This window comes from Listeria grandensis FSL F6-0971 (genome assembly GCF_000525835.1).
Lineage (GTDB): Bacteria > Bacillota > Bacilli > Lactobacillales > Listeriaceae > Listeria_A > Listeria_A grandensis.
In genome coordinates, this window is record NZ_AODD01000002.1 from 282,487 (window position 1) to 296,049 (window position 13,563).

Annotated in this window: 16 protein-coding genes and 2 other annotated features; of the genes, 13 read left to right on the forward strand and 3 right to left on the reverse strand. The window is 43.4% G+C overall.

The window, feature by feature from the left end:
* A complete protein-coding gene (locus PGRAN_RS01920; RefSeq protein WP_036064625.1) occupies positions 1-345 on the forward strand; it encodes a hypothetical protein in 345 nt (114 codons plus the stop codon).
* A gap of 36 nt (positions 346-381) precedes the next feature.
* On the opposite strand, the gene PGRAN_RS01925 is transcribed toward PGRAN_RS01920, so the two are convergent.
* Positions 382-1,110 (reverse strand): MBL fold metallo-hydrolase, encoded by a 729-nt coding sequence (locus PGRAN_RS01925; protein ID WP_036064627.1) that lies wholly within the window; start codon positions 1,108-1,110, stop codon positions 382-384.
* 212 nt (positions 1,111-1,322) lie between these two features.
* Here PGRAN_RS01925 and rplS point away from each other — a divergent pair, with 212 nt between their 5' ends.
* The 8 genes from rplS to PGRAN_RS01965 all read left to right on the forward strand — a co-directional run bounded on the left by rplS (position 1,323) and on the right by PGRAN_RS01965 (position 6,144).
* Positions 1,323-1,667, forward strand: a complete 345-nt coding sequence (rplS, locus tag PGRAN_RS01930; protein ID WP_036064629.1) for a 50S ribosomal protein L19 — start codon at positions 1,323-1,325, stop codon at positions 1,665-1,667.
* A gap of 110 nt (positions 1,668-1,777) precedes the next feature.
* Positions 1,778-2,173, forward strand: a complete 396-nt coding sequence (locus PGRAN_RS01935; protein WP_036064630.1) for a VOC family protein — start codon at positions 1,778-1,780, stop codon at positions 2,171-2,173.
* Positions 2,170-2,430 (forward strand): hypothetical protein, encoded by a 261-nt coding sequence (locus tag PGRAN_RS01940; protein WP_149023952.1) that lies wholly within the window; start codon positions 2,170-2,172, stop codon positions 2,428-2,430. Before PGRAN_RS01935 ends, PGRAN_RS01940 begins: the two co-directional genes overlap by 4 nt.
* Positions 2,431-2,554: 124 nt before the next feature.
* Positions 2,555-2,693, forward strand: a sequence feature (ribosomal protein L20 leader region).
* 44 nt (positions 2,694-2,737) lie between these two features.
* Entirely contained in the window at positions 2,738-3,253 is a 516-nt protein-coding gene (gene infC, locus PGRAN_RS01945; RefSeq protein ID WP_103035007.1) for a translation initiation factor IF-3, read from the forward strand.
* A gap of 21 nt (positions 3,254-3,274) precedes the next feature.
* On the forward strand, positions 3,275-3,475 hold the full coding sequence (gene rpmI / locus PGRAN_RS01950) for a 50S ribosomal protein L35 (protein WP_036064633.1): 201 nt from the start codon (positions 3,275-3,277) through the stop codon (positions 3,473-3,475).
* 64 nt (positions 3,476-3,539) lie between these two features.
* Positions 3,540-3,899 carry a 50S ribosomal protein L20 gene (gene rplT, locus PGRAN_RS01955; RefSeq protein WP_036064634.1) on the forward strand — a complete coding sequence of 120 codons (360 nt, stop codon included), beginning with the start codon at positions 3,540-3,542 and terminating at the stop codon, positions 3,897-3,899.
* Positions 3,900-4,045: 146 nt separating this feature from the next.
* The gene (locus PGRAN_RS01960; protein WP_036064636.1) at positions 4,046-5,125 is read left to right on the forward strand and encodes a M42 family metallopeptidase; all 1,080 of its coding nucleotides are present in this window, start codon (positions 4,046-4,048) and stop codon (positions 5,123-5,125) included.
* A 35-nt stretch (positions 5,126-5,160) separates the two neighbouring features.
* Positions 5,161-6,144 (forward strand): NAD-dependent epimerase/dehydratase family protein, encoded by a 984-nt coding sequence (locus tag PGRAN_RS01965; protein ID WP_036064638.1) that lies wholly within the window; start codon positions 5,161-5,163, stop codon positions 6,142-6,144.
* A 43-nt stretch (positions 6,145-6,187) separates the two neighbouring features.
* On the opposite strand, the gene PGRAN_RS01970 is transcribed toward PGRAN_RS01965, so the two are convergent.
* Positions 6,188-7,534: a sodium-dependent transporter gene (locus PGRAN_RS01970; RefSeq protein WP_036064640.1), complete on the reverse strand. Its 1,347-nt coding sequence runs from the start codon at positions 7,532-7,534 to the stop codon at positions 6,188-6,190.
* 145 nt (positions 7,535-7,679) lie between these two features.
* On the opposite strand from PGRAN_RS01970, the gene PGRAN_RS01975 reads away from it, so the two are divergent.
* Entirely contained in the window at positions 7,680-8,438 is a 759-nt protein-coding gene (locus PGRAN_RS01975) for a TrmH family RNA methyltransferase (RefSeq protein WP_036064642.1), read from the forward strand.
* A gap of 295 nt (positions 8,439-8,733) precedes the next feature.
* Here PGRAN_RS01975 and PGRAN_RS01980 read toward each other — a convergent pair whose 3' ends face one another.
* Complete coding sequence (locus tag PGRAN_RS01980; RefSeq protein WP_241433262.1) at positions 8,734-9,132, reverse strand: DUF6054 family protein; 399 nt, start codon at positions 9,130-9,132, stop codon at positions 8,734-8,736.
* Between the two features lie 119 nt (positions 9,133-9,251).
* Between PGRAN_RS01980 and PGRAN_RS01985 the strand changes: the two genes are divergently transcribed.
* The 3 genes from PGRAN_RS01985 (at position 9,252) to pheT (ending at position 13,453) form a co-directional block, all read left to right on the forward strand.
* Complete coding sequence (locus PGRAN_RS01985) at positions 9,252-9,578, forward strand: winged helix-turn-helix transcriptional regulator (RefSeq protein ID WP_036064644.1); 327 nt, start codon at positions 9,252-9,254, stop codon at positions 9,576-9,578.
* Positions 9,579-9,706: 128 nt separating this feature from the next.
* Positions 9,707-9,943, forward strand: a binding site (T-box leader).
* A gap of 46 nt (positions 9,944-9,989) precedes the next feature.
* Positions 9,990-11,030, forward strand: coding sequence for a phenylalanine--tRNA ligase subunit alpha (pheS, locus tag PGRAN_RS01990; RefSeq protein ID WP_036064646.1), 1,041 nt, complete (start codon positions 9,990-9,992; stop codon positions 11,028-11,030).
* A gap of 14 nt (positions 11,031-11,044) precedes the next feature.
* Positions 11,045-13,453, forward strand: a complete 2,409-nt coding sequence (pheT, locus tag PGRAN_RS01995) for a phenylalanine--tRNA ligase subunit beta (protein ID WP_036064648.1) — start codon at positions 11,045-11,047, stop codon at positions 13,451-13,453.
* The last annotated feature ends 110 nt before the right edge of the window (positions 13,454-13,563 follow it).

Consider the following 13,563-nt stretch of genomic DNA (forward strand, 5'->3'; position numbering starts at 1 on the left):
ATGGGAATTTTTAAAAATGAAGCGGATGAGAATCGGGATGATGTGTTGGATCGCAATGTGGAATCGGTGCTCGTGTCAACTGGCCCAACAGCTGTAAACCACGATGTCGTAAAAGTGGTTTTTGTTCGTAATTATGTGCAAGTAGAGCCAAAAGCTGGCTGGTCAGCAACATCTGATTTTTCAGGGCTTGTTCGCGGTTTGCAGGAACAGGCACACGAACTGGGTGGAGACGCTGTATTGAACTGCCATTTCGATGAACAATTTATCCGTGAAGAAGACGGCAAACTGTTGCTAAGTCAGGTAGGCTACGGCACGGTTGTTATGACAAAAATAACGAGGTTTTAAAATAGCGTAACAAAACAACTCGGCGACCAATGCTTGTTACCGAGTTGTTTTTTTTATTAGGAATGTAATCGTTTTTTTTGCTCGTTCTACTACCTTTTCGAGTAGTCGCATCGGTTCTGGAATCATTCTTCCGTGACCAACCGCTAAAATTTTAGGTTGATGGCGCATTATTTTTTCGGTGGAAGCAATCCCTGTTTCTAAATCCCACGTTCCCATCGTTGGAAAAGGGAATAGCGGGCGCGTGTCACCGGCTATGGCAAGTCCGCCTTGTGTTTGCAGTAAATCGCCAACAATTATCGCTTGTGTGCGGTTATCAAAAAGGGAGATGGAACCAGGCGTGTGGCCAGGTGTATCAATGACAGATAAGGAGCCAATCATATCACCTTCCTGGATGGTTTTATCGACTCTGACGGGAAATGTTTTTGGGTAGGAGCCTTTTATTGGTTTTTGCGCCTCAAAAGCGCGAGGTGTAGGGTCTTTCAAAAGCTGTAATTCGCGTGCAGAAATCATGACGAGAGCCTCGGGATGCGCCTCCGTGACATTTTTAAGTGCACCGATATGATCGCCATGCGCATGCGTTAAAATAATGTGGCGCAGCGGCAAACCAATTGCTGCGATATTCTGCAAAATTTTGCTACTGCTCATTGGTAAACCAGCATCGACTAGCGTTAAGCTGTCACCATCTGTAACGAGATAACAATTTACAGGAAATAACAACGGTAGCGTCGTTAACTGGGTGAGAAAATTTTGTTTGACGATTCGCATGCATCGAACACTTCCTTTCTACTTGTAAGAAATATATACCCGTTTCTAGAGGTTATCATACCATATTTTAGCCATCAAGAAAAAAACCTTTACACACTATGGAAAATATGATAGATTAGATTAGTAACTGGACAGATCCAGTTTTATAACGATGTTCCGCTTCATTACATATGTTGAATGAAAGAATGTCTGTTGGAAGGAGATGAAGTGTAATGAATTTGTTAATCAATGAAATTACTAAAAGTCAATTAAATCCAGACGTGCCTAGCTTCCGTCCTGGTGATACTGTTCGCCTTCACGTGAAGGTTGTCGAGGGAACTCGCGAACGTATTCAGCTTTTTGAAGGTGTTGTAATCAAACGCCGTGGAGCAGGAATCAGCGAAACTTTCACCGTTCGTAAAATCTCTTATAGTGTTGGCGTTGAGCGTACATTCCCTGTACACACACCGCGTATCGCTAAATTAGAAGTATTACGTCGTGGTAAAGTACGTCGTGCGAAATTGTATTACCTACGTGACTTGCGTGGTAAAGCAGCTCGTATTAAAGAAATTCGTTAATTATAAAAGGACGGTCGGCGTTATGCTGGTCGTCTTTTTATGTATCGTTTGCAAAAAAAGAGCCAATCGCGTATTCTGATACTATAAAATAATGGAAGGAAGTGAAAACGATGAAAAAGCTCATTCCTTATTTAACAACGGATCACTGTAAAGAAGCAGTAGACTATTATCACGCCATTTTTGGAGGGGAAATTAAAAACTTCCAAATGTCGGATGGCATTCCCGGTTTTGAACAATATCCTAACAAAGTCCTCCACGCAGAAATCGTCATTAACGAAAATTTGACACTCTATCTCAATGATATTTTCCAAACGCCAGTCACAGAAGGAAATAGCGTCATATTAGGCCTAGAATTCGATTCAGAAGAGGAAATCACCAACATCTACACAGCGCTCGCCGAAGAAGGCACGATCGAAATGGAACTCCAAGAAGCTTTCTGGGGTGCCGTACACGCGAAAGTTGTCGATAAATTTGGATTTAGTTGGGAACTGAATTGGGAGAAATGATGGATAGCGAAAAATTAACGCTCACAGGTCACAACAACTACATCACCATCGAAAATCAGTCAGGTCAACACTTCCAACTAAACGGCGAACTCGTCCGTGGAGGCTTCATCGCAGACCCAGCATCCATCAAAAACTGGCACAAAGCGGACGAAATCACACCAATTTCCCAGCTCGAAAAAGACGAAATCATGACGCGAATTATGCAACAAACGATCCACAGCCCCTTCAAAATCCTATTCGCCGAGCCGGGGATTTGAAAAAATTTCAGAAAGTCCTTGAAAAGCAGATCAAACTTTGATATGATAAACCTCGTAGTCGAATGAGTAGGTGATTTGACATATGCAGTCTAGCCGTGGTACAATAACTTCTGGTTAATGAATGACAAGAAAGAAGGAGCATCCCGCTTCTCGCCTCGTAAATGTATTTTTGCAGGCAAAGAATTGGAATTATAGTTCACGTATGATGTATGTGAATTTTCTGATGTGCGGGTTTGTAATGAAACCGGCGCTTTTTTTATGCGTACTTTCACTTGTTATGAGTAATAATTTATGGAGGTGGCTCACCATTAGCAAAGACATGTTGGTAAACGATGGGATTCGTGCACGTGAATTAAGATTGATTGATCAAGACGGCGAACAGCTTGGTGTTAAAACAAAAGCTGAAGCACTTGAAATTGCGGAGAAAGCCAATTTGGATGTTGTTCTAGTTGCACCGACAGCGAAACCGCCAGTAGCCCGTATTATGGACTATGGTAAATTCCGCTTCGAGCAACAGAAGAAAGACAAAGAAGCTCGCAAGAATCAAAAAATCATCGTAATGAAAGAAGTTCGTTTAAGTCCTACGATTGACGAACACGATTTTGATACGAAACTACGTAATGCGCGCAAGTTCCTTGAGAAGGGCGATAAAGTGAAATGCTCTATCCGCTTTAAAGGGCGTGCGATTACCCATAAAGAAATCGGTCAGAAGGTGCTTGACCGTTTTGCAAAAGAGTGCGAAGACCTTTGTACAATTGAGCAAAGACCAAAAATGGACGGACGTTCAATGTTCTTAGTCCTAGCGCCAATTCAAGAGAAGTAAAGTTCTGAGGAGGAAAAATTCATGCCAAAAATGAAAACTCACCGTGGCTCTGCTAAGCGTTTCAAAAGAACAGGTTCTGGTAAATTAAAACGTTCGCACGGTTACACAAGTCATATGTTCGCAAACAAATCTCAAAAACAAAAACGTAAACTACGTAAAAGTGCGTTAGTTTCAAAAGGTGACTTCAAGCGTATTCGCCAAATGGTCGCTAAAATGAAATAAGCAAGTTTTAATTCGGAAAAACACAGAATCTATTTTTGTGAAAACCCATTAGGAGGTAATTTATATGCCACGCGTAAAAGGCGGAACAGTAACACGCAAACGTCGGAGAAAAGTAATTAAATTAGCGAAGGGCTATTATGGCTCGAAGCATACACTATATAAAGTAGCAAACCAAGCGGTAATGAAATCTTACCAATATGCTTACCGTGATCGTCGTCAAAAGAAACGTGATTTCCGTAAATTATGGATCGCACGTATCAATGCGGCAGCTCGTTTGAATGATCTTTCTTACAGCAAATTCATGCATGGTTTGAAACTTGCTGGTATCGATATGAACCGTAAAATGCTTGCAGATCTTGCAGTACATGACGAAGCAGCATTTACACAAATCGCTACACAAGCAAAAGAAGCTTTAGCTAAATAATAAACGTCCAGTAAGCGGCAAATGAGAAGTTCGATTCTTGTTTGGCGCTTATTTTTATATCGAAACGCAATCTACAAGTGGTTTTGTAACCAGAAATGACGTATACTATAGTAGGAAAATCACTCAATTTCGAGGAGGAACGGAAAATGGATAAACAATTAGAAATGCTAAAAGAGTTGACGGACGCAAAAGGCATCTCTGGAAACGAGCGCGAAGTACGTAATGTTTTCAAGAATTACATAGAACCACTAGCAGATACGTTTGAAACGGATGGACTTGGTAGTGCCATCGCAACAAAGACGGGAGACGCGAATGGTCCGAAAATCATGATTGCTGGCCATTTAGATGAAGTTGGATTCATGGTCACACAAATCGATGACAAAGGTTTTATCAAATTCCAAACGATTGGCGGCTGGGTTAGTTCTGTGATGTTAGCGCAACGTGTGACGATTGTGACGCGTGCTGGGGAAGAGATTACAGGCGTGATTGGTTCGAAGCCACCACATTTGATGAGTGCAGCGGAGCGCCAAAAGGCTTTTGATATGAAAGATATGTTTATCGATGTTGGTGCGGCGGATAAGGACGAGGTCGTGAGTTGGGGCATTAAGCCTGGCGATATGATCGTTCCTGCATTTGAATTTACCGTGATGAAAAACGAGAAGTACCTCCTTGCAAAAGCGTGGGATAACCGTATTGGCCTTGCCATTGCGATTGAAGTATTGCGTAACTTGAAGGGCGAGAAACATCCGAATATCGTGTACGGCGTTGGTACAGTGCAAGAAGAGGTCGGTTTACGCGGTGCAAAAACATCAGCACATCAAATTATGCCAGATATCGCATTCGGTGTCGATGTTGGAATTGCGGGAGATACGCCTGGTGTGACAGCAAAAGAAGCAGTCAGCAAAATGGGAGAAGGCCCACAAATTATCATTTACGACGCATCGATGATTAGTCATGTACCACTACGTAATTTTGTAACAGATGTCGCGGACGAACTAGAAATTCCGTACCAATTCGAAGCTATCGCGGCTGGTGGTACAGATTCAGGTGCGATTCATTTGACAGGTAACGGAATCCCCTCCTTATCAATCACGATCGCGACACGTTATATTCATTCACATACATCTATGCTTCACCGGGATGACTTTACGAATGCAGTGAAATTGATTACCGAAGTGGTGAAACGTTTAGATGCCGATACGGTAAAAGAAATACGCTTAGGATAAGAGGAGACAGCTCAACTTAGGGGAGGTTACACCACTTGAAATCAGTATTCATACTCGGTGGCACAGGTTTGATCGGTCATGCTGCTACAAAAGCATTTTTGGATACGGAGGATTATTACGTCACCACGTTCTCCTTGCCACCAGTACCAGAAGATGGCGTGCTTGATCCGCGTGCCAAACATCATTTTGGAAATATAAATGATATGTCAGATGCGGAGATTGTGAAGCTGTTGAATGGGCATGATATTTTTATTTTTGCGGGTGGAGTGAACTCGCATTTTATACCAAAAAAGCCAGCAAAAGAGTTTTTCTTCCAGGCGAATGTAGAGCCAGTAGAACATTTAGCGCAATTAGCAAGACAAGCGCGACTATCTAAATTTATTCTTTGTACGTCGTTTTATAACTATTTTCACGCCTTGTGGCCAGAATTACAATTGACGGGGATTCATCCGTATATTTATGCAAGTGTGGAGCAGGAGATGCGTCTGCTAAACGAGAATGGGAATGGCTTAACGACAGTAGCTCTGCGGTTACCGTATGTGGTCGGTTTGGTGCCGAGCCAAGTGACTGCATGGAAAACGTATGCGAAGCGTCTGCATCGTGCGGAGTTTCCGCTCTATGTCGATCAGCATAATAAAGCAACAGGCGGTTCGTGCTACATGACGGCAAAGCAGGTAGGTCAAGCCCTTGTTGGCGCAGCGAACGAAAGCATTGGTTCTAAAAGTTACACATTAGGCTGGAGTAATATATCGAATGAGGTCTTCCTAATCCAAGCGAAGCGCGCCTTACGAGTAGATACAAAAATCAAAACAATGACGCTCCGAGAACTCCAAGCGATGGCTAGAAAAGAAGCGCATACGAATGAGTTAGCGGGGCGCGAGGCAGGACTTGAGCCAGTGGCGTATACAGAACTTTTGACGCGTATGCTTTATGTGAACCCAATGGAAGCGCTAGATGACCTCGATTATCACGCAGATAATGTAGAACGGATGATCCATGATGTTTTCACAAGTTTATAAAGAAAAAAGATGGTGCATTTTTTCGCATCATCTTTTTTCTGATCTATAAAATTCCGAGTTGTTGCAAAAATACGACGAAAATCGCGATGGGACATACGTATTTTAGAAGCAATAACCAAGCCGCGAAAAGTTTGAAGCGGAAGGTGCCGCCGGATGTAATCTCTTCCAGTAGTAATTGGCGTGGTATCCGAAAACCGACGAAAATCGCGATTAAAAAGGCGCCAATTGGGAGGAGGATGTTGGACGAAAGATAGTCCGCGATACCGAATAAATTTTTCCCGAAAATCGTTACGTCGGCAAGGACACCAGTACTGAGTGATGTCGGTACAGCGAGCAAGGTTACGATCGCAACAACGATGAGTAACACACGCTTTCTGGCTTCTGGCCGTTTTTCTAGAAATGCAGTTACCGGAACTTCAAATAAGTTGAAACTAGACGTGAGTGCGGCAAACAAAAATAGGACGAGGAATAGTAGTAAAAACACAATTCCAAAGGGCACTTGATTAAAAATTGCAGGTAACACGACGAAAAGTAGTCCAGGTCCAGCTTGTGGCTCAATCCCAAACGAGAAGGCTGCAGGAAAAATCGCCAATCCAGCAAATAAAGAAATGAGTAAGTTCATCAAAGCAATCGTGAGCGCGCTACTAGGCAAGAAGACGTCTCGCTTCAAATAAGAAGCATACGTAATCATACCCCCAACCCCAACTGCAAGCGAGAAGAAACTTTGTCCAAGCGCTTGTAAAATCCCATCCGAAGACAAATCATCGAATTTCGGCTCTAAAAAGTAGCGCACGCCGTCCATCGCATTCGGCAATGTTAGGGAGTAGACAATCAAGATTAGCAAGAAAATGAAAAGCGTCGGCATCATCCACCGATTTGCGCGCTCAATGCCAGCTGTAATACCGTTGAGCAATACAAAAAGATTGATTGCAATAAAGGCAACCGTCGCCAAAATCACTTGTAGTGGATCATTCGAAGTCGTGACAAACAAGGCTGTCAAAGCATCCACCGAAAGGCCATGAAGCGCTCCAGTCGCGGCTTTCCATATGTAAAGTAAGGCCCAGCCACCAACGACGCAATAAAAAGCAAGAATCAAAAAGCAGGTAAGGACACCAATACGCCCCGTCCAATCCCATTTTGTGTTTGGTGCAAGTTTTTGATAGGCCGAAATGGTTCCGCTCTGCGTCTTACGTCCAATCACAAATTCACCGAGCAAGACCGGTAAGCCAATAAATATTGTAAAGACTGCAAAAATAAGAAAGAAAGCGCCACCGCCAGCATTCGCCGTTACATAAGGCATTTTCCATAAAGCGCCTAGCCCAATCGCCGACCCAGCCGCCGCCAAAATAAAGCCAATTTTTGATGTCCATTGTTCCCGATTTGTTTGCATAATAATCTCATTCTCCCCTTTAAAACGTTGTATCTTTAACGTATTATACCAGTTTTGCGCACTAGATAAAAGAAGGATTTCATAAAAGGCCTATTTAAATGCAACCATTATGCTATAATAGGTAGGAATGGGAGCGTGATGAATCGTGGAAATGATCAAATCAACGAAAAATGACCGCGTCAAAAATTGGCGTAAATTGCAAACCAAAAAAGGGAGACAACAAGAATTTTCCTATTTAGTAGAGGGTTTTCATCTTGTAGAAGAAGCATTGCGTCAAGATGGCCTAGTGACAGAGCTAATCGTAGCGCCAAATGTGAAAATACCAGAAGAGTGGAATACCGCGAATCTCCCCGTTTTCTATGTGAACAAGGAAGTTGCGACAAGCATTAGTGAAACGATTACAGATCAAGGTATTTTTGCTGTGGTGAAAATGGAAGATCCAGAAATTATGATGCTTTTTGGTAAGAAGTTTTTATTGCTTGATGGCGTACAAGATCCGGGGAATGTTGGGACATTGATTCGTACAGCAGATGCCGCAGGATATGACGCGGTTGTTCTTGGGCGTGGTAGTGCGGACCTTTACAATCCAAAAGTGATCCGATCCACACAAGGAAGCCATTTTCATATTCCGGTGTTGCAGGCGAATTTATTGAACTGGATTGAGCGGTTGGAAGAAGATGGTGTACCAATTTTCGGCGCGGTTTTAGATGATACAGCAACGAAATTACAAGATACAGAACCAGGAGAAACACTGGCTTTGGTGGTCGGAAATGAAGGGAACGGAATTCAAGTGGAGCTACAAACCCGGTTGACGCATAAAGTATACATACCCATATACGGCGCTAGCGAATCGCTGAATGTGGCAGTAGCCGCGGGAATTTTGATGTATGGGTTGCGGAAGTAAGAATCAAATGAAGGGTGGCTACTAGCCAGCATCCGACAGCCCAATATATAGGGCTAAAATAAGCAAAACTGGCTGGGACATAACCCAGATAAATCGGTGAAAAGCGCTCGCATTCAGGGAGTTTAGCGGATTTTCGGTTCTCATGTACAATCGTACACTCCGCTTCCGGCTTCCACCAAACTCCCTGAATACAAACGCTTTCGCTCGATTTGTGTAAAGCAAAATTTTCGTTCTACCCAAAGTAACGGGTTGGACGATTTTGCTTTATCTTGAGTTTTGTCTCAGACTCTTTTTCCTATTTTGGCAACTTTACTTCCTCGATCAACACAGGTTTTAATGCAGACTTCACGCCGCCAATAATGCCTTTTGCGACGCCCCAATCAATATTAAAGAGGCTACCGTTTGATCCACCGGTTGCAATCATTGTGACTTCGGTGACGTGGTTGAAATTGTGTACCACGATAAATAAGGCGGTTTGATTGCTGGAACGTAAATAGGAACGTTCATATGTTAACATACCTTGCTGGAACTCTCCAAATTGGCGCAATTCTTCAAAGACGATGTCATTTTCAGACTGGGATAATTTAATTAAATCCATCGTTTCGGCTACGCTACTTTTTACAACATATCTGGACTGTGTCATAGTGATGATCCCTCCAATTTTGTTTTTAATGAACGTATCTGTTTCCTTCATTTTACTCCTAAATGCGTGAATTTTCAATGGCTCCATTCACTTATTAATTGTAAGCCACGGAGGTTAAATTAGTTACTTTCTTGCTCGGGATATGGTATAATGGTTGCGAGGTGAGAACAATGAAAGAAGAAACGCATACAATGTGTCCGAAGTTCGAAAATGCCTTTTCGCTACTTGGCAAGCGTTGGACAGGTCTGATTATTAATGTTTTGCTTGATGGACCGAAACGCTTCAAGGAAATTGCTGGTGAGATTACGCAAATGAGTGATCGTGTCCTTGCAGAGCGCTTAAAAGAGTTAGAAGAATCCGGAATCGTCGTGCGGCATGTGTACCCAGAGACACCTGTTCGTATTGAATATGTATTGACCGAAAAAGGTAAAGGCTTGGAGAAAGTAATGATTCAAGTCCAGGAATGGGCAGAAGATTGGATTGAATTGAAAAGCTGAATCGGCTCGTTCAACTCCGAAAAAACTCGGTCCGAAGGCGCAGAACAATGTTTATGCGCCATATTTCCTTTTTACCTTGAAAATCCTATCAAAACATACTATAATGAAACGTATCAACTAAATATGTTTTAAAGACGTTGAAGGAGACAAGTAGCTTTACGGAGTCATTTTTAGGGAGAGGTTATCTAGACTGCGAATAACCTCGCAATGATACGTACGAGTGAACATTTCAGCTCTGGAGTCGCTGTCGGGATTTATTTTGGTAATGAAAGACAGATCGGTGTGAAGCCGTTATTCGAATGAAGTGGATAGCCTAGTGCTGTCTATTAGGGTGGTACCGCGTGATTATAAACCTCGTCCCTTTTGTGGATAAGGTTTTTTATTTTGGCTAAAAATAAGGAGTGAAGTAGCGTGTTAGATCAGTTGGAGCAATTGAAACAAGAGGCTTTGAAGGAAATCGGGGCCGTAGAAAACTTAGAAACGTTGAACGATTTACGGGTGAAGTATTTAGGGAAAAAGGGCCCAATGACGGAAATCATGAAGCAAATGGGGAAATTATCTGCAGAAGAACGTCCGAAAGTCGGCGCCATTGCGAATGAGGTTCGGGAACAATTGACAAACGCCATTCAAGAACAGCAAGATGAACTTGGTGCAGCACAAATCAAAGCACAACTTGCGAATGAGACAATTGATGTGACGCTTCCTGGCACAGCTGTAGAGGCGGGAACGGGACACTTATTGACGCAAGTTATCGAAGAAATTGAAGATCTATTTATTGGAATGGGTTACACGATTGCGGAAGGCCCGGAAGTCGAGAAGGATTATTACAACTTTGAAGCTCTAAACTTGCCAAAAGACCATCCAGCACGCGATATGCAGGATAGTTTTTACATTACGGAGAATACGTTGTTGCGTACGCAAACGTCACCAGTTCAGGCGCGCGTCATGGAAAAACATGATTTTGCGAATGGACCGATTAAAATTATTTGTCCAGGTAAAGTTTACCGTCGTGATAATGATGACGCGACGCATTCTCATCAGTTCACGCAAATCGAAGGGCTTGTTGTCGATGAAAATATTACGTTGGCCGATTTAAAAGGCACCCTGACCGTGCTCGCGAAAAAAATGTTTGGCGAAGACCGCGATGTTCGTTTGCGTCCAAGTTTTTTCCCATTCACAGAGCCGTCCGTTGAGATGGATATTTCGTGCTTCAAATGTGGCGGGGAAGGTTGCCGTGTTTGTAAAGGAACTGGCTGGATCGAGATTCTTGGTTCCGGCATGGTGCACCCAAATGTACTGGAAATGTCAGGCATCGATTCGAAAAAATATAGCGGTTTTGCATTCGGAATGGGACCAGAGCGTGTCGCGATGTTGAAATATGCAGTGGATGATATTCGTCACTTATACACGAACGATCTGCGGTTTACAAATCAATTTTCGGTGAAAGAATAAGGGGGCGAAAAATCATGTTAGTATCATATCAATGGGTCAAAGAATATTTTCCGAATCTAGCGGTTTCAGCAGAAGAGCTAGGCGAGCGCATCACGCGTGGCGGAATTGAAATAGAGGGCGTAGCGTACTTGGATGCAGAAATTTCCAATGTCGTTGTCGGTGAAGTCTTAACATGTGAGAAACATCCGAACGCAGATACACTGAATAAATGTACGGTAAACGTCGGTGAGTCGGAGCCAATTCAAATTATTTGCGGCGCACCAAACGTTGCAGCTGGTCAAAAAGTAATCGTGGCTCGCGTTGGTGCAAAATTGCCAGGCAGTATGAAGATTAAGCGTGCGAAATTGCGTGGCGAAGTCTCCGAAGGTATGATCTGTTCGTTACAAGAATTAGGATTTGAAGGGAAAACGATTCCAAAAGCTGTCGCGGATGGCATTTTCGTATTGCCGAATGAGGTGGAAGTTGGTGCGGATGCGACGGTGTTACTTGGCCTAGATGATGCGATTTTAGATATGGCGATTACGCCGAATCGTGCGGATGCGCTTAGCATGACAGGTGTGGCGTATGAAGTTGGTGCGATTGTGGATCAAAAAGCGACGTTTGAGGCTGTTCCAGAAGTAGCGACACAAGGTGAGATAGCGGATTACATTCAAGTGAGCGTGAAAGATGCAGAAACGACGCCATTTTACGGGATGCAAGTAATTAAGGATGTCGTGGTAAAAGAATCACCGCTTTGGCTACAAACGAAATTAATGAAAGCGGGAATTCGTCCGCATAACAATGTGGTGGATATTACGAATTACATTTGCTTGAAGTACGGCCAACCGTTACATGCTTTTGATTATGACCGTATTGGCAGTAAAGAAATTCTCGTTCGGCTCGCTACAAATGGCGAAGAAATTGTTACATTGGACGGCGAAACACGGACGCTTCGTGAAGGTCATGCGGTAATCACGAATGGAACGGCTCCGATTGCGATTGCAGGTGTGATGGGTGGCGAAACGTCTGAGGTTGTCGAAACGACAACGACGGTTGCGCTAGAAGGCGCCATTTTTGCTAGTAGTTATGTCGGGAGAGCTTCTCGTGAGCTGAACATTAGAACGGAAGCAAGTATTCGTTATGATAAAGGCAGTGATGCGTGGAAAGTCGAGAAGGCATTGCAACATGGCGCAGCACTCATTGCCAAACTTGCTGGTGGAACGCTTGTTGGTGGCGTGGCGGCAGTGGATAACCGCGAAAAAACGACCAGTTGTATTAAAACAGCATTGACCCGTATTAATCGTGTGCTTGGAACAGAGATGTCGAATGCAGAAGTGGCAGCCATTTTTGCTAAGTTAGCGTTTGAAGCAACAGCGGACGGTGATTCACTAGCCATTATTGTGCCGTCACGACGTTGGGATATCACGATTGAGGCCGATATTTTTGAAGAGGTTGCTCGTATTTATGGATATGATAACATTCCGTCCACATTGCCAAACAGTGTCTCAGCTGGACACTTGACGGTGGAACAAGCGGCTAAAAGAACGATTCGGGCATACCTTGAAGGTGCTGGTTTGAACCAAGCGCTGACGTATTCTTTGACGACTGAACAGGCCGCGACAAGACTTGCGCTATCTGCCGAAAAAGCGGTATCACTTAGCATGCCGATGAGCGAGGAACATAGCCATTTGCGCACAAGTATCGTGCCCCAACTTTTAAAAGCGGCAAGTTACAATGTGGCACGTAAAAATAATAGTGTAGCGCTATACGAATTAGGAACGGTTTTCTACGCGACTGAGGGCGATAATTTACCATTAGAAACCGAGCATTTAGCAGGATTAATCACTGGAAATTGGCACGAAAATGACTGGCAAAAACAAGGCAAAAAGGTCGACTTCTTCTTATTGAAAGGGATTGTGGAAGGCGTAGTAGCAAAAATTGGCCTAAAGGATGCTTTGGAGTGGAAGCAAGCAGAGAAAACCGACTTGCATCCTGGAAGAACAGCCTCCATTTGGCTAGCTGGAGAGGAAATCGGCTACTTGGCACAAGTTCATCCATCCCTTGCTGACGAATTGGATCTTAAGGAAACGTATGTGTTTGAGCTAGATGCTACGCGTATTTTAGCATCTCCAAAAGAAACTGTAGTATATCATACGATCCCAAGATTCCCGAGTATGACGCGTGATATCGCTTTGCTCGTAAATAAAGAAGTGAGCCAAGCTGCCCTCGAAAATGAAATCAAGACACAAGCTGGCAAATTACTCACGAACATCCAACTTTTCGATATTTTTGAAGGCGAGAAACTAGGCGCTGACAAAAAATCGATGGCTTACACGTTGACATTCCTTGATCCAGAACGAACATTGACGGATGAAGAAGTGACCAAAGCCAACCAAGCGATCGTTACGGCGCTCGAAACTAAATTCGATGCTGTGATTCGTTAAATGGATCTTTTTATAAAACTGTTCTTTCCGATCTGGAAAGGGCAGTTTTTTTGCATCCGCCTAGGAGCATGATGAAATGATTTGGCAACCGCGCTTAGCGTGCATAAAAG